General features: G+C 72.0%; 17 protein-coding genes and 1 pseudogene. 4 read left to right on the plus strand and 14 right to left on the minus strand.

What is annotated here, in order from left to right; genetic code table 11:
- Positions 1-2 precede the first annotated feature (2 nt).
- Together ACPT94_RS37450 and ACPT94_RS37455 are read right to left on the minus strand one after the other, a co-directional pair.
- Positions 3-1,514, minus strand: coding sequence for an esterase/lipase family protein (locus tag ACPT94_RS37450; protein WP_425247866.1), 1,512 nt, complete (start codon positions 1,512-1,514; stop codon positions 3-5).
- An 86-nt stretch (positions 1,515-1,600) separates the two neighbouring features.
- Complete coding sequence (locus tag ACPT94_RS37455; protein WP_425247867.1) at positions 1,601-2,467, minus strand: alpha/beta fold hydrolase; 867 nt, start codon at positions 2,465-2,467, stop codon at positions 1,601-1,603.
- A 172-nt stretch (positions 2,468-2,639) separates the two neighbouring features.
- Between ACPT94_RS37455 and paaK the strand changes: the two genes are divergently transcribed.
- Both paaK and ACPT94_RS37465 read left to right on the plus strand, forming a co-directional pair.
- Entirely contained in the window at positions 2,640-3,932 is a 1,293-nt protein-coding gene (gene paaK / locus ACPT94_RS37460; protein WP_425247868.1) for a phenylacetate--CoA ligase PaaK, read from the plus strand.
- Positions 3,933-3,980: 48 nt separating this feature from the next.
- Positions 3,981-4,118 (plus strand): hypothetical protein, encoded by a 138-nt coding sequence (locus ACPT94_RS37465; RefSeq protein ID WP_425247869.1) that lies wholly within the window; start codon positions 3,981-3,983, stop codon positions 4,116-4,118.
- Between the two features lies 1 nt (position 4,119).
- Here ACPT94_RS37465 and ACPT94_RS37470 read toward each other — a convergent pair whose 3' ends face one another.
- Positions 4,120-5,613, minus strand: a complete 1,494-nt coding sequence (locus tag ACPT94_RS37470) for an acyl-CoA synthetase (protein ID WP_425247870.1) — start codon at positions 5,611-5,613, stop codon at positions 4,120-4,122.
- 58 nt (positions 5,614-5,671) lie between these two features.
- The gene (locus ACPT94_RS37475) at positions 5,672-6,055 is read right to left on the minus strand and encodes a hypothetical protein (RefSeq protein ID WP_360339445.1); all 384 of its coding nucleotides are present in this window, start codon (positions 6,053-6,055) and stop codon (positions 5,672-5,674) included.
- A gap of 107 nt (positions 6,056-6,162) precedes the next feature.
- Between ACPT94_RS37475 and ACPT94_RS37480 the strand changes: the two genes are divergently transcribed.
- Positions 6,163-6,627, plus strand: coding sequence for a MarR family transcriptional regulator (locus ACPT94_RS37480; protein ID WP_360339495.1), 465 nt, complete (start codon positions 6,163-6,165; stop codon positions 6,625-6,627).
- A 260-nt stretch (positions 6,628-6,887) separates the two neighbouring features.
- Here ACPT94_RS37480 and ACPT94_RS37485 read toward each other — a convergent pair whose 3' ends face one another.
- From ACPT94_RS37485 to ACPT94_RS37510, 6 genes and pseudogenes are all read right to left on the minus strand, one after another.
- Positions 6,888-8,441 (minus strand): acyl-CoA synthetase, encoded by a 1,554-nt coding sequence (locus ACPT94_RS37485; protein WP_425247871.1) that lies wholly within the window; start codon positions 8,439-8,441, stop codon positions 6,888-6,890.
- Positions 8,438-9,547: an NAD(P)H-dependent flavin oxidoreductase gene (locus tag ACPT94_RS37490; RefSeq protein ID WP_425247872.1), complete on the minus strand. Its 1,110-nt coding sequence runs from the start codon at positions 9,545-9,547 to the stop codon at positions 8,438-8,440. Before ACPT94_RS37490 ends, ACPT94_RS37485 begins: the two co-directional genes overlap by 4 nt.
- A 192-nt stretch (positions 9,548-9,739) precedes the next feature.
- A pseudogene (locus tag ACPT94_RS37495) lies at positions 9,740-9,925 on the minus strand (DUF2795 domain-containing protein); the annotation flags it as partial.
- A gap of 73 nt (positions 9,926-9,998) precedes the next feature.
- Positions 9,999-11,612, minus strand: a complete 1,614-nt coding sequence (locus ACPT94_RS37500) for a phytoene desaturase family protein (protein WP_360339457.1) — start codon at positions 11,610-11,612, stop codon at positions 9,999-10,001.
- A gap of 67 nt (positions 11,613-11,679) precedes the next feature.
- Positions 11,680-12,381, minus strand: a complete 702-nt coding sequence (locus ACPT94_RS37505) for a class I SAM-dependent methyltransferase (RefSeq protein WP_360339460.1) — start codon at positions 12,379-12,381, stop codon at positions 11,680-11,682.
- A 19-nt stretch (positions 12,382-12,400) separates the two neighbouring features.
- Positions 12,401-13,243 carry an oxygenase MpaB family protein gene (locus ACPT94_RS37510; protein WP_360339463.1) on the minus strand — a complete coding sequence of 281 codons (843 nt, stop codon included), beginning with the start codon at positions 13,241-13,243 and terminating at the stop codon, positions 12,401-12,403.
- A 137-nt stretch (positions 13,244-13,380) separates the two neighbouring features.
- On the opposite strand from ACPT94_RS37510, the gene ACPT94_RS37515 reads away from it, so the two are divergent.
- Entirely contained in the window at positions 13,381-13,884 is a 504-nt protein-coding gene (locus ACPT94_RS37515) for a MarR family winged helix-turn-helix transcriptional regulator (RefSeq protein ID WP_360339466.1), read from the plus strand.
- A gap of 192 nt (positions 13,885-14,076) precedes the next feature.
- On the opposite strand, the gene ACPT94_RS37520 is transcribed toward ACPT94_RS37515, so the two are convergent.
- The 4 genes from ACPT94_RS37520 to ACPT94_RS37535 all read right to left on the minus strand — a co-directional run bounded on the left by ACPT94_RS37520 (position 14,077) and on the right by ACPT94_RS37535 (position 17,985).
- Entirely contained in the window at positions 14,077-14,544 is a 468-nt protein-coding gene (locus tag ACPT94_RS37520; protein ID WP_360339469.1) for a MarR family winged helix-turn-helix transcriptional regulator, read from the minus strand.
- A gap of 145 nt (positions 14,545-14,689) precedes the next feature.
- Positions 14,690-15,640: an NmrA/HSCARG family protein gene (locus ACPT94_RS37525; RefSeq protein WP_360339472.1), complete on the minus strand. Its 951-nt coding sequence runs from the start codon at positions 15,638-15,640 to the stop codon at positions 14,690-14,692.
- A gap of 169 nt (positions 15,641-15,809) precedes the next feature.
- Entirely contained in the window at positions 15,810-17,468 is a 1,659-nt protein-coding gene (locus ACPT94_RS37530) for an NAD-dependent malic enzyme (RefSeq protein WP_425247873.1), read from the minus strand.
- Between the two features lie 370 nt (positions 17,469-17,838).
- Positions 17,839-17,985 (minus strand): hypothetical protein, encoded by a 147-nt coding sequence (locus tag ACPT94_RS37535; RefSeq protein WP_425247874.1) that lies wholly within the window; start codon positions 17,983-17,985, stop codon positions 17,839-17,841.
- Between the last annotated feature and the right edge of the window lie 120 nt (positions 17,986-18,105).

Genomic DNA, 18,105 nt, shown 5'->3' on the forward strand with positions numbered 1-18,105 from the left:
TGTCACTCCCAGGGCGTGACGGTGAGCCGGATCCTGGCCCGGTCGCCGAGGAGGGGGCGGGCCGAGTCGGGGAAGGGGACGTGGGCCACCCAGACGCCGGTGCGCGGGTCCTCGTCGCCCAGCGGGTCCCCGGTGGGTTCGTGGGCGCGGAGGGCGCCGGCGATCCGCGAGTTCCAGGCCGCCCAGACGCCGGGGCTGCCCGAGTCGCGGGTGCCCACGTCGACGACGAGGATGTCGGCGAAGTCGGCGGTCTGTTCGAGGTGGTCGTCGAACCGGAGGATCCCGTCCCTCTGCCGGAGGGACAGCAGTCGCACGTGCAGGACGTGACGCAGGGTGGCGGTGTCCTCGGGCCGTGGCGCACTGCCACGCAGGAAGGCCGTCGCCAGCGGCACGGGTGCGGCGCCGCCGCCGTCCGGCTTCGGCAGCTGGACCGGGCACCAGTGCTTGGCGAGCCGTTCGTGCATCACGATGGGCAGCCCGCGCACGGAGAGTTTCACCTCGGCCTGCCAGGTGGTGTCCCCGTCGCCGACCGGCAGTCGGTGGTCCACGAGTTCGGCCTGCACCTTCAGGTCGCCGAAGAGGAAGCGCCGCAGGTTCTGGTAGCCCTCCTCGGAGTTGACGAGGCCGTAGCGGCCGCTGTGGCTGCGGTGGACGAATGCCTGGTGGGCTCCCGGCACACGGGCGTTGTCGATCTGCACCAGCCCGTCGCTGCGCACGCCGACGGCGGCAGCGGAGAGGCCGTGGGCGACGTCGTAGTCGGCGGGGTTGGTCCCGACCAGGCAGAACACCCGGTGCAATGGGAAGGCGCCCTCCCCCACGGGCATCTCACGCGCGTTCCAGGAGGCCGGCGGTCCGTCCTCGCGCTGCTCGGCGACGGGGGTGAGGTACTCGTACATGCGCTCCGGGCCGAAGATGTCGGCGCCGTTGATGCCGATGGCGTCGCGCAGCCGCTCCAGGACGCCGAATCCGAGGTCGAAGGTGATGCCGCCGTGCGGGGTGCCGTACGTGAAGAGTTTGGCGACGTGGTCGGCCGGGTTCTCGCCGAGGTCGGGGAGGATTTTCTGGATGAGACAGCGGCATACCAGTCCACCCATGGAATGCGCCACGAGATGGACTTGTGGTGCGCCGCTTTTCTCCTTGAGTCTTCTGATGAGACGGAGAAGATCAGTGGCCGCGTCCTCGACCCGGAATTCCCGCGCTTTCGTGCTCCATGTGCTCGCGGAGACGTCGTAGAAGCGGTGAATCCACATGCTGTCGGGCGGAATCCGCTCATGGGTGTCGAGGTACGCCTCCTGGCCTCCCTGGACGAGGATCTGGTAGCCCTCGTCCAGGTGCAGCCGGAGCAGGGGACTCTCGAACTGGTGGAAGGCGGGCTCGTTGTCCGGCCCGACGCGCACATGCGTCGATCCCTCGTTGAATCCGTAGAAAGGATCCTGGACCACGCGGTTGATTCCCGAGGTGTCGCCCGCGAATCCCCGCACATAGACGATGGGGAGTTTTGCTCGATCCGGCATGGCCACTCCGCGGCTCGTCCGGCCACTCACGGGTGGAGGAGATTTCAGTATAGGAGGGTCACGCCGGACCGGCGCGGGAATGGCGGCTACCCCGCCGACGGCAGAGAAGCCCCGTCGAGGAACGCGGTGGTGCGGCGGACGAACCACTCCGGGTCGTCCAGCCACGGATAGTGGCCGGCGCCGGGCTGCACGGCGAACTCCGCGTGCGGGAAGGCATCGGCGACGGCGCGGGCCAGTTCGGGGCGCGGGCCGCCGTCGACCTCGCCGGCGAGGACCAGGACCGGGGCGGTGACCTGCGCGAGCGCGGTCCGCAGAGCGGGCGGGTCGTAGGCGCCCGGACCGTGGAAGCGCTCCTCCGCGTCGTGGTTGGCCCGCTCCTCCATGCCGGCGGCGTGGGCGCGGGCGGTGTCGTCCCAACGGCCGTAGAAGAAGCCGCCGAAGGCCGCGAAGTCGTCGTCGCCCTCGTCCTCACCGGTCAGCCACGCCTCGAAGGCCGGGAAGGCGGCCGGGAACCACGGCTCGTCCTTGCGCAGGCGCGCCGCCGCCAGCCGGTCCTCGGGCGTGGCCGGCCTGCCGAGCGCCCACGGGATGGTGGTGACGAGCACGAGCCGCGCCACCCGCTGCGGATACCGCGCGGCGTACAGCATCGCGAGGTTGCCTCCCGCCGAGTGCGCGAGCAGGTCCATCCGCTCCAGTCCCAGACGGACGCGGAGCGCCTCCACGTCCTCCACCTGCCGGTCGCAGCGGTACGTCGCCGGATCCGCCGGGACCGCGGAGTCCCCGGTGCCGCGCAGATCGAGGAGGAGCAGACGGCGGTGGGCGGTGAGTCCGCCCAGGTCAGCGAGGTACTCGGAGTCCTGCCCGGGCCCACCGGGCAGGACGAGGAGGGGGTCGCCCTCGCCCCGGACGTGGTAGGCGAGCTCGGTTCCGTCGGGTGCGGTGAAGATCGGCATGCGCCGATCCTCGCCGGGGGCGCCGGTGCGCCGCAACGGAGTTCCCCGGGCCCCCGGAAAGCACCGGCCGACGTCTTGCTTCCTCTCCGCCCGCCTGGATCATTGACACGAGGGAGGGCGACCGAATGATCGGTCGCCCGAATTGACATGGTTGGCGAGGGAGGCGTCCCTGATGGGTGCTCAGGACTTCCTGGACGAGGGCGAACGGCTCGACGTGGACGCGCTGCGCGCGCTGCAACGGGAGCGCCTGCGGGCCTCGTTGCGCCACGCCTACGCTCATGTCCCCTTCTACCGCGAGTCCTTCGACAAGGCGGGCGTCCACCCCGACGACTGCCGCGATCTCGCCGACCTGTCCCGCTTCCCCTTCACCACCAAGGCGGACCTGCGCGAGCACTACCCGTACGGCATGTTCGCCGTCCCCCGCGACCGCGTCCGCCGCATCCACGCCTCCAGCGGCACCACCGGCCGGCCCACGGTCGTCGGCTACACGGAGAGCGACCTCTCCATGTGGGCGGACATGGTGGCCCGTTCCCTCCGGGCGGCGGGCGGCCGGCCCGGTGACACGGTCCATGTGGCCTACGGCTACGGCCTGTTCACCGGCGGCCTCGGCGCCCACTACGGCGCCGAACGTCTCGGCTGTACGGTGATCCCCGCGTCCGGCGGCATGACGTCCCGGCAGGTCCAGCTGATCCAGGACCTCAGGCCCGGGGTCATCATGGTGACCCCCTCCTACATGCTGACGCTGCTCGACGAGTTCGAGCGACAGGGCGTCGATCCGCGCGGCACCTCCCTGCGGGTGGGTGTCTTCGGCGCCGAGCCGTGGACGGAGGAGATGCGCCGGGAGATCGAGGAGCGGTTCGTGATCGACGCGGTCGACATATACGGGCTGTCGGAGGTGATCGGCCCGGGGGTCGCCCAGGAGTGCGTGGAGACGAAGGACGGGCTGCACATCTGGGAGGACCACTTCTATCCGGAGGTCGTCGATCCGATCACCGGTGAGGTGCTGCCGGAGGGCGAGGAGGGAGAGCTGGTCTTCACCTCGCTCACCAAGGAGGCGATGCCCGTGATCCGGTACCGCACCCGGGACCTGACGCGGCTGCTGCCCGGTACGGCGCGGGTCTTCCGCCGGATGCGGAAGGTGACGGGCCGCAGCGACGACATGGTGATCCTGCGCGGGGTGAACCTCTTCCCCACCCAGATCGAGGAGATCGTGCTGCGCACCGCGGGCGTCGCCCCGCACTTCCAGCTCCGCCTCACCCGCGAGGGCCGCCTCGACGCCCTGACCGTCCGCGCGGAGGCCCGCCCCGACGCGGACACCGAGAGCCGGGAGGCGGCCGCACGCGCCATCGCGGCGGCCGTGAAGGACGGCATCGGCGTGTCGGTCGCCGTGGAGATCGTCGAACCGGAGTCGCTGGAACGGTCGGTGGGCAAGATCAGGCGGATCGTGGATCTGCGGCCCCGCTGAGGACGCGGGCCGGGGTGGGGTGTCGGTGGTCCGTGGTTGACTCCCGCCGTGGACACCGATGCGCTGCGAGAGCGGCCCCCCGGCGGGCACACGTGTGTGCCCGCCGACGACGGCGTCGACCTGTACGGCCTCGCGGACGCGCTCGACGCCTTCCGGGCGCACTGGTTCGAGAGCTGGAACGGCTGACTCAGCGGAACCGGTCCCGGAGTTCCCGTTTGAGGATCTTGCCGCTGGCGTTGCGCGGGAGTTCGTCCACGAAGAGGACGCGCTTCGGTGCCTTGAAGGGGGCGAGTTTCTCGCGGGCGTGGGCGATGAGTTCGTCCTCGGTGACCTCGCCGCGGGGCACGACGACCGCGGTGACCGCCTCGATCCACTTCTCGTCGGGCAGGCCGACGACGGCCGCCTCGGCGACGGCCTCGTGGGTGTATAGGGCGTCCTCGACCTGGCGTGAGGCGACCAGGACACCACCGGAGTTGATGACGTCCTTCACCCGGTCGACGATCGTGAAGTAGCCGTGGGCGTCGCGCACGGCGAGGTCGCCTGAGTGGAACCAGCCGTCGCGGAAGGCCTCGGCGGTCTCCTCCGGCTTGTCCCAGTAGCCCTCGCACAACTGCGGGGAGCGGTAGACGATCTCACCCGGTGTGCCGTCGGGGACGTCCTCTCCGTTCTCGTCGACCACCCGCGCGTCCACGAACAGCACGGTACGTCCGCAGGAGTCCATGCGGCCCTTGTGCTCGTCGGGGGCGAGGACGGTGGCGAGGGGGCCGATCTCGCTCTGGCCGAAGCAGTTGTAGAAGGCGAGCTTCGGGAGGCGCTCGCGCAGGCGTTCCAGGACGGGGACCGGCATGATCGACGCGCCGTAGTACGCCTTGCGCAGCCCGCTCAGGTCGCGGGTGGCGAAGTCGGGGCGGTTCGTCAGGCCGATCCAGACGGTGGGCGGGGCGAAGAGACTGTCGACCCGGTCCGCCTCGACGAGGTCGAAGAGCGTGTCGCCGTCCGGCGCGTCGAGGATGACGTTCGTCGCGCCGACGGCGAGGTACGGCAGCAGGAACACGTGCATCTGCGCCGAGTGGTACAGCGGCAGCGAGTGCGCGGGACGGTCGCCGGCGCTCAGGTCGAGGGCGGTGATGGCGCTCAGGTACTCGTGCACCAGGGCGCGGTGCGTCATCATCGCGCCCTTGGGCAGGGCCGTGGTGCCCGAGGTGTAGAGGAGCTGGACGAGGTCCTCGGCGCGCGGTTCGGGACCGTCGTACGGAGGGGTCGTGGCCAGCAGGGCGAGGAGCGAGTCGTCGGTGTCGCGCAGCGGCAACGCCCGCACGCCGTCCGGGAGCCTGCCCGCGAGGTCGGGGTCGGTGAGGACCAGGGAGCTGCCCGACTGGCCGACGATGTAGGCGAGGTCGTCGCCGGTGAGGTTCTGGTTGACGGGGACGTGCACCAGGCCGGCGCGGGCGCAGGCGAGGAAGGCGATGAGGTAGGCGTCGGAGTTGTGGCCGTAGGCGCCGACCCGGTCGCCGGGGGCGAGGCCCTGGCCGAGCAGGGCGTTCGCCGCGCGGGAGACGGCCTCGTCGAGTTCCTCGTAGGTCCAGGTGCGGTCGCGGTACTCGACCGCGACGCGTGCCGGGGTGCGGCGGGCGCTGCGCCGCAGCACCCCGTCGACCGTACTGCCATGTCCGGGCGTCATGACTCATGATCCTCGGGCGGCGGCCGGAGGAGGTCAAGTCGCCCGCGCGCCCGCGGGGTCAGGCCACCACGCCCGCCACGCCGGTGCGGCCGTCGGGGACGCCGACCACGCTGACGATCGTCTCCTCGCGGACATGCTCCCCGAGCACCGCCGCCACCGCGTCCGCCGTGGCGCCGATCAGCCGGGCGGGGGCGTCCGGGACCTGCGGAAGGTGGTAGGCGGCCTCGCGCATGCTGAGCGTGACCGACGGGGCGATCCTGTCGGTGGGCACACCGCCGATACCGCGCCGGTGTCGCGGGAGGCCGATCAGGTCGACTCCGACGAGGCTGCGGAACCGCTCTCCGTAGACGGAGCCCACCGCGTCGGCCAGGGCACCGATCAGCCGGGGTTCGACCGTCCCGTCGAGGGCTTCCTCGCTGATGTGCACGGTGTAGTGCGGCATGGTGGGTCTCCGTTCGCGTCGGTGCGTAGCATGACGGTTCTCGGCTGGTCCCTAGCCGAGCAAAACAGCTTTGATTACAAAGGTAATGCTAGGGGTGTCAGATGTCCATGCCCGCCTCCGGTGGTGACGACGGCGTCGACGCGACCGTCCGTGAGCTGCTGCTCCTCATGCCGCGCCTGGTGGGCCGGGTGAAGCGGATCCCGGTGCCGGAGGCGCTGGAGTCCTTCTCCCTCGCCCCGCGCCACCTCTCCCTGCTGTCGTATCTGCTGTTCGACGGGCCGATGACGGTCAACGAACTGGCCGCCCGCCTGGAGGTCGCCCCGACCACGGTCAGCCTGCTGATCGGCGACCTCAGCCGGAAGGAGATCCTGGAGCGGCGGGAGGACGAGCGGGACCGGCGCCGGCGCATCGTGGCCCTCTCCCCCGACCACGAACCGGCGATCGCCGCATGGCTCGCCCCGGGCGCAGCGGCCTGGCGCCGCGCGCTGGCCCCGCTGACGCCCGGTCAACGGCGGCTGTTCGTCGACACGTTGCTCTCCTACGAGGCGGAGGTCGACGCGCAACGGGACTGAGCCCCCACTTCACGCCCTGCACGCCACGGCGCCCCCCGCCGGCGGCCGCGGCCGAGCGGCAGGCGGGCGAGCGGCGCGGAGGAGTGGGGGGCCCCCCCCCCGGGGGGGGGGGGGGGCCCGGGGGCCGGGCGCGCCCCCGGGGGGGGGGCGGGGGGGCCCCCGCGCGGCTGGCGGGCGAGCGGCGCGGTGGAGTGCGGCCCGGCCTCCTGGAGGAGGCCGGGCCGCGGCACGTCACGTTCACCTGAGGAAGGAGGGCCGGGTCACACGGGCCGGGTGCGCCCCTCCCAGTACGGCTCGCGCAGGCGCCGCTTGTACAGCTTGCCGTTGGGGTCGCGGGGCATCTCGGTGATGAAGTCGATGCTCTTGGGCCGCTTGTAGCCGGCGAGTCGACCGGCGCAGTGGTCGAGAAGGGCGGCGGCGAGGCCGGGACCGGGCTCATGACCGGGGGCGGGTTCGACGACGGCCTTGACCTCCTCGCCCCAGTCGTCGTGCGGGATGCCGAAGGCGGCGGCGTCGGCGACGGCGGGGTGGGCGAGCAGGGCGGACTCGATCTCGGCGGGGTAGATGTTGACGCCGCCCGAGATGATCAGGTCGATCTTGCGGTCGCGGAGGAACAGGTAGCCGTCCTCGTCGAGCACGCCCAGGTCGCCGACCGTGAAGAAATCGCCGATGCGGTTCTTCCGCGTCTTCGCCTCGTCCTTGTGGTAGCTGAAGCCGCCCGTGGTCATCCTCATGTACACGGTGCCGAGTTCACCGGGCGGGAGCCGGTTGCCGTCGTCGTCGAAGATCGCGAGTTCGCTGATGGGCCAGGCCTTGCCGACCGTGCCGGGTTTCTTCAGCCATTCCTCGGTCGTGGCGAAGGCGCCGCCGCCCTCGCTGGCCGCGTAGTACTCCTCCACGCAGTCGCCCCACCAGTCGATCATGGCCCGTTTCACGTGGTCGGGGCAGGGCGCGGCGCCGTGGATGGCGTGCCGCATGGCGGAGACGTCGTAGCGCGCCTTCACGTCGTCGGGGAGGGCGAGGAGCCGGTGGAACTGGGTCGGGACCATGTGGGTGTGGGTGCACCGGTGGGCGTCGATGAGGCGGAGCATCTCCGCCGGGGTCCACTTGTCCATGAGGACCAGCCGGTGCCCGATGTGCAGGGACGCGCCCGCGAACTGGAGGACGGCCGTGTGGTACAGCGGCGAGCAGACCAGGTGCACGTTGTCGTCGAAGGGCCTGATCCCGAAGATGCCGAGGAAGCCGCCGAGGTAGGCCTCCTCGGGGAGCTTGCCGGGCAGCGGGCGCCGGATGCCGCGCGGGCGGCCCGTCGTGCCCGAGGTGTAGTTCATGACCCAGCCGAGGGTGCGCTCGGAGGGCGCCGACTCCGGTTGCCCGTCGAGGAGTCGGGCGTACGGCCGGAAGCCCTCGACCTCGCCGACGGCGTACCGGTGGGCGGGCGGGAGTCCGGCCTCGTCGGCGGCTCGGCGGGCCTGTTCGGCGAAACGCTCGTGTGCGAGGAGGACCTTGGCGCCGGAGTCGGAGACGATCCAGGCGATCTCGGGGCCGACGAGGTGGTGGTTGACGGGGACGAGGTAGAAGCCGGCCTGGGTGGCGGCCAGGTAGGCGGTGAGGAACTCGGCCGAGTTGGGCAGGACGACGGCGAAGGTGTCGCCGCGTTCCAGTCCGGCCGCGCGCAGGCCGTGGACCAGGCGGTTGGCGGCGGCGTGCAGACGTCCTGCGGTCCACTGCTCGCCGTCCGGGGCGATCAGGACCGTACGGCCGGGGTCCTGGGTGGCCTGGGCCCAGAATCCGGCGGGGGGTGTGCTCGTCACTGGCCGCTCCTTCCGGCGATGCGGTTGACGCGGTCCACGGCTTGTTCGAAGCCGCGGGTGAGGTCGTCGAAGACGGCCCGGACGCTGCGCACGTCGTTCATCCGGCCGACGATCTGGCCGACCGGTGTGCCGAGCAGGGGGTCGACCTCGTACTTCTGGATGCGTGAGACGGCCTCGGCGACGAGCAGGCCCTGCAGGGGCATCGGGAGGGTGCCGGGCCCGTCCGGGTCGTCCCAGGCGTCGGTCCATTCGGTGCGGAGCTGGCGTGCGGGCTTCCCGGTGAGCGCGCGGGAGCGGACGGTGTCCCCGGAGCCGGCGGCGAGGAGCTTGCGGGTGAGGGCGGGCGAGTGCAGGTCGGCCTCGGCGGTGGTCAGCCACAGGGAGCCCAGCCACACGCCCTGGGCGCCCAGGGCGAGGGCGGCGGCGATCTGGCGTCCGCTGCCGATGCCGCCGGCGGCCAGCACGGGCAGCGGGGCGACGGCGTCGACGACCTCCGGGGTGAGCACCATGGAGGCGATCTCGCCGGTGTGGCCGCCGGCCTCGTAGCCCTGGGCGACGACGATGTCGATGCCCGCGTCCTTGTGCTTCAGCGCGTGCCGGGCGCTGCCCGCGAGGGCGGCGACGAGCACGCCCCGCTCGTGGGCGCGGGCGACCACGTCGGCGGGCGGGGAGCCGAGGGCGTTGGCGAGCAGCCGGATCGGGTAGTCGAACGCGACGTCGAGCTGGCTGCGGGCGACCTGCTCCATCCAGCCGGTGATCCGCCAGCCGGAGGCCTCGCCCTCGGCCAGCTCGGGGACGCCGTACTTGGCGAGGGTGTCCCGGACGAATCGCCGGTGCCCCTCGGGGATCATCGCCTCGACATCGGCCTCCGTCACGCCTTCGACCTTCTTGGCGGGCATGACGACGTCGAGCCCGTACGGCCGGCCGTCGACGTGCGCCTCGATCCAGTCGAGGTCGCGCTTGAGGTCGTCGGGGGCGGTGTAGCGGACCGCGCCGAGCACGCCGAAGCCGCCGGCGCGGCTGATGGCCGCGGCGACGGCGGGGAACGGCGTGAAGCCGAAGACGGCGTGCTCGACTCCCAGGTGGTTGCTCAGCTCCGTCTGCATGGGCGCAGGATGCCGCAGGCGCCCGGACGACGGAAGAGGTTTTCTGATGCTCCGTCAGATTTCTGGTCGGCGGCGGGCCCAATACGTCCGTCGACCGGCCCAGTGCGTCCGTCGGTCGGCCCAGGACGTCCGTCGGGCGGGCCCCCGCGGGCCCGCCGCCGCCCCGGGGGGGCGCCCATCGGGCGCCGACGCGTTGAAGACGGCCGTCTGCACCTCGTTCGGCCCGTCGAAGTGGTCCTGCTTCAGCCCGTTGAGGCGGCTGACGACCTTGTCGTCGGCCTTGTTCCTCCGGGCACGCTCCACCAGGTGCTGCTTGTCCGTCGGGTAGTCCATGCCGCTGAGGGCTTTCTGCAGGTCGATGGGGCTGAGTTCCGCCATGACAGCCTCCTGTCACAGATGCGGTCTTCTTCCGTTGCCGCAGTACCCCTCCCCGCCCTGCTCATGCGGCACGTCAGCCCTCTTCTGCCTCAAGCAGCGCCATCGCCGCGTTGTGCCCCGGCACCCCGCTCACCCCTCCCCCGCGCACCGCGCCCGCCCCGCACAGCAGGACATTGGCGTGCCGGGTCTCCACGCCCCAGCGGCCGGTGCCCTCCTGGGCGTACGGCCAGGTCAGGTCGCGGTGGAAGATGTTGCCGCCGGGCAGGCCGAGGTCGCGCTCCAGATCCAGCGGGGTCTTCGCCTCGATGCAGGGGCGGCCGTCGGAGTCGGTGGCCAGGCAGTCGGCCAGGGGTTCGGCGAGGTGGGCGTCGAGCTGGGCGAGGGTCGCCGTCAGCAGTTCCTCGCGTACGGCGTCGTTGTCCCGTGCGAAGAGCCGGGCGGGCGTGTGCAGGCCGAACAGGGTCAGCGTCTGGTAGCCCCGCTCGACCAGGTCCGGGCCGAGGATTCCGGGGTCGGTCAGGGAGTGGCAGTAGATCTCGGAGGGCGGGGCGGCGGGCAGGTCACCGGCGGCGGCCTGGGCGTGGGCGGCGGCCAGCTGCTCGTAGCCCTCGGCGATGTGGAAGGTGCCGGCGAAGGCCTCGCGCGGGTCGACCGAGGTGTCCCTCAGCCGGGGCAGCCGCTTGAGCAGCATGTTCACCTTGAGCTGGGCGCCCTCGGCGGGGGCGGGCGGCTCGTCGCCGGTGAGGGCGGCGAGCGCTTGCGGGGAGGCGTTCACGAGGACGTGCCGGGCGGCGGCGACGCCCTCCCCGTCGGCAGTGCGGTAGGTGACCTCGGCGCTGCGGCCGTCCGTGGCGATCCGTACCGCCTCGTGCCCGGTGGCGATGACGGCGCCGGCCTCGCGGGCCGCGGTGGCCAGGGCGTCGGTCAGGGCGCCCATGCCGCCGACGGGGACGTCCCAGGCGCCGGTGCCGCCGCCGATGACGTGGTAGAGGAAGCAGCGGTTCTGCTTCAGGGAGGCGTCGTGGGCGTCGGCGAAGGTGCCGATGAGCGCGTCGGTCAGGACCACGCCCCGCACCAGGTCGTCCGCGAAGTGCTCCTCGACGGCGACGCCGATCGGCTCCTCGAAGAGGGTCCGCCACGCCTCCTCGTCGTCGACGCGCCGGCGCAGTTCCTCCCGGGAGGGCAGCGGCTCGGTGAGCGTCGGGAAGACCCGCTGGGCGACACGCCCGGTCATGCCGTAGAAACGCTGCCAGGCCGCGTACTCCCGCTCGCCGCCCGTCAGCCGCGCGAACGCCTCCCGCGTGCGCTCCTCGCCCCCGCCCACGAGCAGCCCGGTCGGCCGCCCGCCGCGCTGCACGGGCGTGTACGAGGAGATGGTGCGGCCCTGGACGCGGAAGTCCAGGCCCAGGTCCCGCACGATCTTCCGCGGCAGCAGGCTGACCAGGTACGAGTAGCGCGACAGCCGGGCGTCCACACCGGCGAACGGGCGGGTGGAGACGGCGGCTCCCCCGGTGTGGTCCAGCCGCTCCAGCACCAGCACGGACCGTCCGGCCCGGGCCAGGTAGGCGGCGGCGACCAGCCCGTTGTGACCACCGCCGACGATGACGGCGTCGTAGGCGCGGCGGCTCCCGTGTCCCGCGTGTCCCTCGTGTCCTTCGCGACCTTGGTGTCCTTCGTGTGCAGGCATGGTTCTTCGTAACACGAGGTGATCAAGGTCGGCCAGGGCTGGGCGGCCAGGCGTCCGCCGGGCGCGGTCAGGGGCGGCGCAGACGTACGGCCAGGAAGGTCGGCGTGCGGTGCGTCTTCTCGTACCGGCCGGGGTCCAGCAGCCGGGCCTCCTCCGTGGCCCGCGGCTCCGCCAGCTCCTCGAGGACGTATCCGGCGCCGAGCAGCTCGCCCAGGAACGTCTCCAGCGTCATCCTCCGGTAGGTGATGGCGTACCCCGAGCCGAACGGCAGGGTGACCCGGTCGTCGGCGAAGTAGGAACCGCCGAAGTAGGTCCAGTCGGCGGTGGGGTGGGTGGTGGAGACGAGGAGGGAGCCGCCCGGCCGCAGGACACGGCGGATCTCGGAGAGGAGCTGGGCGCGGGCCTCGACGTGGTGGTAGACGAGGGCCAGCACGGCCAGGTCGAACGACCCGTCGGCCAGGAGGGTCAGCGGCTCCTCCAGGTCGTGGTGGTGCAGCGCGACATCGGCCCGCCCGGCGAGGCGTTCGCGCGCCGCGCGCAGCAGGCTCTCACTGCCGTCCACGCCCACGACCCGCGCGGCGCCCCTGTCCAGAAGTGCGGCGGCGTAGTGCCCGGCCCCGCAGCCGAGGTCCAGCACCCGCAACCCGCTCACCTCACCGGCGAGCCGGAGCATGGCGGGACGGTCGGTGTAGGCGTTGTACGGGCTCGTGGTCGCGCGGACGGCGAACTCCTCGCCCATCTCTCCGTGGTACGCGGTCTCAGCGGTCATCCCGCCATCCAAGCAACTGTCACCCGGCCTTGTCCGGTGACGGACGTGTCCCGGGGCCGAGCCGGGCCATGGCCCGGAGGATGTGCTTGGGCGGCAACTGCCAGCGCAGGCGTGCGGGTACGGTGCGCAGGACGGCACCCGTGGCGCGCAACTGCCGGGTGACGGTGGCGGATCGCGGGGCCGGTCTGCCGTAGAGCTCGTGCGCGTACGGCGGCAGGGAGGCGTACGCCAGGTGGGCCACGTGCCGCCACAGCAGGGCGCGTGCCGGGACGAGCAGGGGGTGCGTCGGCGGTCGGAGCAGGAAGTCGTCCACCGCGCGGGCCTCGTCCCCGGCGGCGAGTTCGGGCCGCACCTTCTCGAAGTAGGCGTCCATCTCGGCCCGGTCGGCCGGTACGGCGTCGGGGTCGAGGCCGACGAGGCGGGCGCTGACCCGGTGTTCGGCGAGGTAGCGGTCGGCCGCCGCGTCCGTGAGGGGGTAGCCGGAGCGGCGCAGGACGTGCAGATAGGAGTCGATCTCGGCGCAGTGCACCCACAGCAGCAGTTCGGGTTCGTCGACGCCGTACCGCTCTCCTGTGTCCGGGTCGGTCGCCGACAGCATGCGGTGGATCTTGCGGACGCGGGCGCCGGCCTTCTCCGCGGCCTCGCTGGTGCCGTACGTCGTGGTGCCGACGAAGTGGGCGGTGCGCATGAGGCGGCCCCACGCGTCGCTGCGGAAGTCGGAGTTCTGCATGACGCCGCGGACCGCGCGCGGGTGCAGTGCCTGGAGGTACAGCGCCCGGACGCCGGCGACCCACATCATCGGGTCGCCGTGCATCTGCCAGGTCACCGAGCGGGGGCCGAACAGCCCTGGGTCACCGGTCATACCGGCAGTGTGACCGGTCTGCGCGGTCGGCACCAGTGCCGTTCCGTACGACGCGCACGGCCCCGCCCCGCAGGCACGAGCCGCCCACCTGTGATCAAGCGCGATACATTCCGCCTCGGCGAACATACGGAGGTGCCGTGGGCGAGCAGGACGAGCAGAGCGAGATCACGACCGCGAAGGAGGCGGCCGGCAACGAGCTGGTCCTGGCGTTCGGGCGGTTGCAGGGGGCCGCGAACCGGCTGGAGTACATCCTGGGCCGGCGGATCGAGGAGGAGTGCGGGATCAGCCACCTGATGTTCGAGGTGCTGCTGATCCTCGGGCGGGCGGGCGAGCCGGGGCTGTCGATGCGGGCGATCAGCCAGGAGCAGGTCCTGACCACGGGCGGCGCGACCCGGCTGGTGGACCGGATGGAGGCGGCGGGGCTGGTGCGGCGCGTCACGGATCCGCAGGACGGACGGGGGCGACTGGTGCGGCTGACGCCGCTCGGGGAGGAGACCGCCGTACGCGCCTCCCGGCTCCACGTGGAGAACATCAAGCGATACTTCCTGGAGCCCCTGCCCCCCTCCCACCGGGAACGCTTCGCGGAGGACCTGCGGATTCTCAGCCACTCGGCCCGCGACTCCCTGCCGCTGCTGCCCTGATCGGCCGTTTCGAACAGTTCGTGGACACCGCCAAGGCCCGTGAGGCCATGACCTCGGACGCGTAACCGCGCGCGGACAGGTCCCAGGCCCACAAACAGTCGAGCGCCGTGGCCGCGAATCGGCGTCCCACGCGGGCGGCGGGGCGGGGGGCGCCCCCCCCGGCCCGCCCCCGCCCCATCACCGAGCCGCCGGTCAGGCCTGTTCTTCGTCCAGCTTGGCGACCACGCGCTCGGAGATCTGGGCCAGCGTCCGCAGCTCCGCCGGAGTGACATGGTCGAGGAACAGCGAACGCACCGCCTCCACATGGAGGGGAGCGGCCGCTTCGATCGCGGCACGCCCCGCCTCCGTGATCACCACGAAGGCGCCGCGACCGTCCTCCGCGCACTCCTCGCGCACCACCAGCCCCCGCGAGGCCATCCGGGCGATGTGGTGGGACATCCGGCTCTTCTCCCACTCCAGCGCCCGGCTCAGGTCCTGGTAACGCTGCCGGCCTTCCGGCACGTCCGTCAGATGGACCAACACCGCGAAGTCGGCGGCCGACACCTTCGACTCGGACTGCAACAAGCGCGCCAGGCGGCCCCCGAGCCTCTCATGCAGCCGGACGAAGCTCCGCCACGCGTGCTGCTCCTCGGGCGTCAACCATCGCACTGTCTCTCCCATGCAGAAAGTGTAAACATGATTGACAGGTCATCTACTTGTGCGCGCTTCGGACGGCGCCCACGACCACGCAGGCGCGGCGCGACCTGACACCGCCCCGCGCACCGAAGGCGGCCCGGACCGGCGGCCCGGGCCTTCGCGCACCGACTCAGCTCGTCCGGAACTTCGAGGCGTTCTCCGCCAGCCAGGCGTCGAAGCTCTTGAGCCCCGGGTTGAGCTCCCGCAGACGATCCAGGTCACGGGCGCCGGTGAACTCCCGGTCGAAGTCGCCGTAGTACTGGAACATGTTGCCGATCTCGACGGCCGCCGGAATGTCGAGGGCGCGGAAGACGTCGTAGGGCACCGACTGGAAGCGCACCGGCTCGCCGAGCGCGGCCGCCAGCTTCTCGGCGTACTGCGCGCCGGTCAGGTGGTCACCGGCCAGGCTGACGGTGTCGCCGACGAACCGCTCGCCGCCCTTGAGGATGGCGTGGGCCGTCCGGCCGATGTCCGCCACGTCCACTCCGGCGAGGAGCTTGCCGTCCTCCAGCGGCAGAGTCAGCGTCAGCACGCCGTCCTCGGCACGCCGGGGGCCCAGCCCCTGCAGGAAGCCCTGGAAGTAGAAGGTGGTGTTCAGGAAGGTCGTCGGCACCCCCTCCTGCCGGAACAGCTCGTTGCCCTCGCCCTTGGCGTCGAAGTGCGGCACGTTGTACTCGTCCTGCAGGACGGGCATCCGGTCGTCGTCCAGCGGCAGCAGCTCGCGGGTGTCCTCCAGCGTCGACCAGACCACGTGGCGCAGGCCGGCGGCCTTGGCGGCCCGTGCCAGGACGTTGATCTCTTCCTTTTCCTTGGCCGCCGAGCCGTGCGCCCAGAAGTTGGTGACGAGGAAGGCACCGTAGGCGCCCTCCAGCGCCTTGTGCACGGTCGGCTCGTCGTCGTAGTCCGCATACACGACCTCGGCCCCCAGCGCGGCGAGTTCCCGGGCGGCGGGCGAGGCGGGGTTCCGGGTGAGCGCGCGCACCGTGAAGCCCGAGTCCGGATCCGCGAGGATCGCCCGTGCGGCACCACCGCCCTGGGCGCCCGTCGCTCCGGCGATCGCGATGACCAGCTTGTCACTCATGGCACCTGTCCCTCTTCTTGGAGTTGGGGTCCTTGTTGACGCGTCAACACAACATATCCCGGGTCCGTTGATGCATCAACTTCAGTGCGAGGGTGAGTCGTCGTCGACGATGTCGCCGCCGCGCGTCGGGCCCGTCGGTCGGTCGCGGAGTGGCCGAGGGGCCCGACGGTCAGGACGCGTACCGCGGTGTCCACTGCGTCGCCGAGACCGCGGCGCGCAGCTCGGCCTCCGTGGCCTTGGGCGCGACCCCGTCCTCGACCGCGGTCTTCGCCACGGCCAGCGCGACCTCGCGGGCCGCGTCCCGCATACCGGCCAGCGGAGGCAGCAGTGGGGTCACCCCGTCGGAGCCCGCCCGCACCGCGCACTCCCCCACGGCCCGCGCCGCCGCGACCATCATGCGGTCGGTCACCCGTGAGGCCCGGCAGGCGGCCACGGCCAGCCCGACGGCGGGGAAGACGTAGACGTTGTTGGCCTGCGCGACCGGCACTTCGCGCCCGTCCAGGTTCAACGGCGGGAAGGGCGAGCCGGTGGCGATCAGCGCCCTGCCGTCGGTCCAGCGGGCGAGGTCTGCGGGGTCGGCCTCGGAGTGCGAGGTCGGGTTGGACAGCGGAAGGATCACCGGCCGGTCGCAGGCGTCGGCCATGCCCCGCACGATCTCCTCGGTGAACGCGCCGTGCGCGGTGGACAACCCGATCAGCACCGTCGGCTTCACCTCGCTGACGACCCGCGCCAGATCGGGCGCGTCCGCGCCCCACTCCCGTACCTCCGCGTCGTCGCGCGCGTAGACGCCCTGCTCGGGCGTGAGGTCACTGCGGGAGCGCACCAGCAGGCCGTCGATGTCGACGAACCAGAAGCGGTCGGCCGCCTGCTGCTGGGAGAGGCCTTCCTCGACGAGGGCGGTACGGATCATGTCGGCGACCCCGATCGCCGCGGATCCCGCGCCCAGGACCACGATGCGGTGGTCGGTCAGCTGCGATCCGGCGATGCTCGTGGCGGTGCTCAACGCGCCGAGCGCCACGGCCGCGGTGCCCTGGATGTCGTCGTTGAAGGTCAGCAGCCGGTCCTGGTAACGGCTGAGGATCGGACGGGCGTGGGCGGTCGCGAAGTCCTCCCACTGCAGCAGGGTGCCGGGGAGTTCGGCCTCCACGGCGGAGACGAACGCCTCGATCATGTCGTCGTACTCGGCGCCGGTGACGCGGTGGCTCCTGCGGCCGAGATAGTGCTCGTTGGCCAGCAGTTCCTCGTTGTCGGTGCCGACGTCGAGCAGGATCGGGAGGGTACGCGCCGGGTGGATGCCGCCGATGGCGGTGTAGAGGCTGAGCTTGCCGATGGGGATGCCCATGCCGCCGACGCCCTGGTCGCCCAGGCCCAGGATGCGCTGGCCGTCGGTGACGACGATGACGTCGACCTCGCGGCCCGGCCGGTTGCGCAGGATCTCGCGGAAGCGGTGCCGGTCCTCGTACGTCAGGAACAGACCGCGTGGCCTGCGGTAGATCTCACTGAAACGGCGGCAGGCCTCGCCGACCGTCGGGGTGTAGACGACCGGCAGCATCTCCTCCAGGTGCCGGGTCAGCAGTCCGTAGAAGAGCACCTCGTTGGTGTCCTGCAACTGCCGCAGGTAGATGTGCCGGTTGAGCGGCTTGTCGTACCCGAGGAACGCCTCGTACGCACGGTCCGCCTGCTCCTCGAGCGTCTCGGTCGCCGGTGGCAGCAACCCGTCCAGGCCGAGTTCGGCGCGCTCCCGCGGGCTGAAGGCGGTCCCCTTGTTGAGCAGTGGATCGGCGAGCAGGGCCGCGCCGTGGGCGCCGGCTGGGTTGGTCGATGCCATGACGTTCCTCAGTTCGGACTGTGCGTCGGGTGGTCGGGGACGGGGGAGGTTGCGCAGGTCGGCGCGTGCCGGGTCCAGCATCCTGCCGACGCCGCACGGTCGTCTTCACCGGCGGATCGTGCGACTTCACCGTGCGCAGCTCACCCATCAGCATGCCGAGTCCCCCGTCGCCCGACAACGAAATCACCTGGCGTCCGCGGTCGGCGGCGCGCCGCCGGCGTGCGTCAGCGCGTTGGCCACGCGCTGTTTCCCAGCGCGCGCTGCATGGCGATGCGCAGCCACCCGGGGCATCCGGCCCCTCGAGGCGGCCGGGTGGCCGCGAAGGCGGGCGGGCGTTCGTCCGCGCCGCCCGCCGGCGCGAACACCGGCGTCAGAGGAGTTCGAGCAGCTTCTCGGTGAACTCGTCGGTGGTCGCCGTACCGCCCAGGTCGCGGGTGCGGACGTCCGACCTGTCCAGGACGGCGGCGATGGCGTCGCCGGGTCCCGCCCCTGCTGCACCTAGTGCCGCGGCAGGCAACGTTCGCCCCGTCGCGACGCCCGGCACGCCCTCTCGCCGCACCGGCCGAAAGCCCAAGTACATCCAGTACGAGGGCTTCCGGCCGGCACACCGAGAGCACGCACCGGACGCCGCTCCTCA

It is taken from the genome of Streptomyces aurantiaciflavus (assembly GCF_049808595.1).
In the GTDB taxonomy this organism is placed as follows: Bacteria; Actinomycetota; Actinomycetes; order Streptomycetales; family Streptomycetaceae; genus Streptomyces.

What these genes read in the sequence shown, in the direction of transcription:
- ACPT94_RS37450 (WP_425247866.1), bottom strand. Translation starts at nt 1,514, where the DNA reads ATGCCGGATCGAGCAAAACTCCCCATCGTCTATGTGCGGGGATTCGCG.
- ACPT94_RS37455 (WP_425247867.1), bottom strand. Translation starts at nt 2,467, where the DNA reads ATGCCGATCTTCACCGCACCCGACGGAACCGAGCTCGCCTACCACGTC.
- paaK (WP_425247868.1), top strand. Translation starts at nt 2,640, where the DNA reads ATGGGTGCTCAGGACTTCCTGGACGAGGGCGAACGGCTCGACGTGGAC.
- ACPT94_RS37470 (WP_425247870.1), bottom strand. Translation starts at nt 5,613, where the DNA reads ATGACGCCCGGACATGGCAGTACGGTCGACGGGGTGCTGCGGCGCAGC.
- ACPT94_RS37475 (WP_360339445.1), bottom strand. Translation starts at nt 6,055, where the DNA reads ATGCCGCACTACACCGTGCACATCAGCGAGGAAGCCCTCGACGGGACG.
- ACPT94_RS37480 (WP_360339495.1), top strand. Translation starts at nt 6,163, where the DNA reads ATGCCCGCCTCCGGTGGTGACGACGGCGTCGACGCGACCGTCCGTGAG.
- ACPT94_RS37490 (WP_425247872.1), bottom strand. Translation starts at nt 9,547, where the DNA reads ATGCAGACGGAGCTGAGCAACCACCTGGGAGTCGAGCACGCCGTCTTC.
- ACPT94_RS37500 (WP_360339457.1), bottom strand. Translation starts at nt 11,612, where the DNA reads ATGCCTGCACACGAAGGACACCAAGGTCGCGAAGGACACGAGGGACAC.
- ACPT94_RS37505 (WP_360339460.1), bottom strand. Translation starts at nt 12,381, where the DNA reads ATGACCGCTGAGACCGCGTACCACGGAGAGATGGGCGAGGAGTTCGCC.
- ACPT94_RS37510 (WP_360339463.1), bottom strand. Translation starts at nt 13,243, where the DNA reads ATGACCGGTGACCCAGGGCTGTTCGGCCCCCGCTCGGTGACCTGGCAG.
- ACPT94_RS37520 (WP_360339469.1), bottom strand. Translation starts at nt 14,544, where the DNA reads ATGGGAGAGACAGTGCGATGGTTGACGCCCGAGGAGCAGCACGCGTGG.
- ACPT94_RS37525 (WP_360339472.1), bottom strand. Translation starts at nt 15,640, where the DNA reads ATGAGTGACAAGCTGGTCATCGCGATCGCCGGAGCGACGGGCGCCCAG.
- ACPT94_RS37530 (WP_425247873.1), bottom strand. Translation starts at nt 17,468, where the DNA reads ATGGCATCGACCAACCCAGCCGGCGCCCACGGCGCGGCCCTGCTCGCC.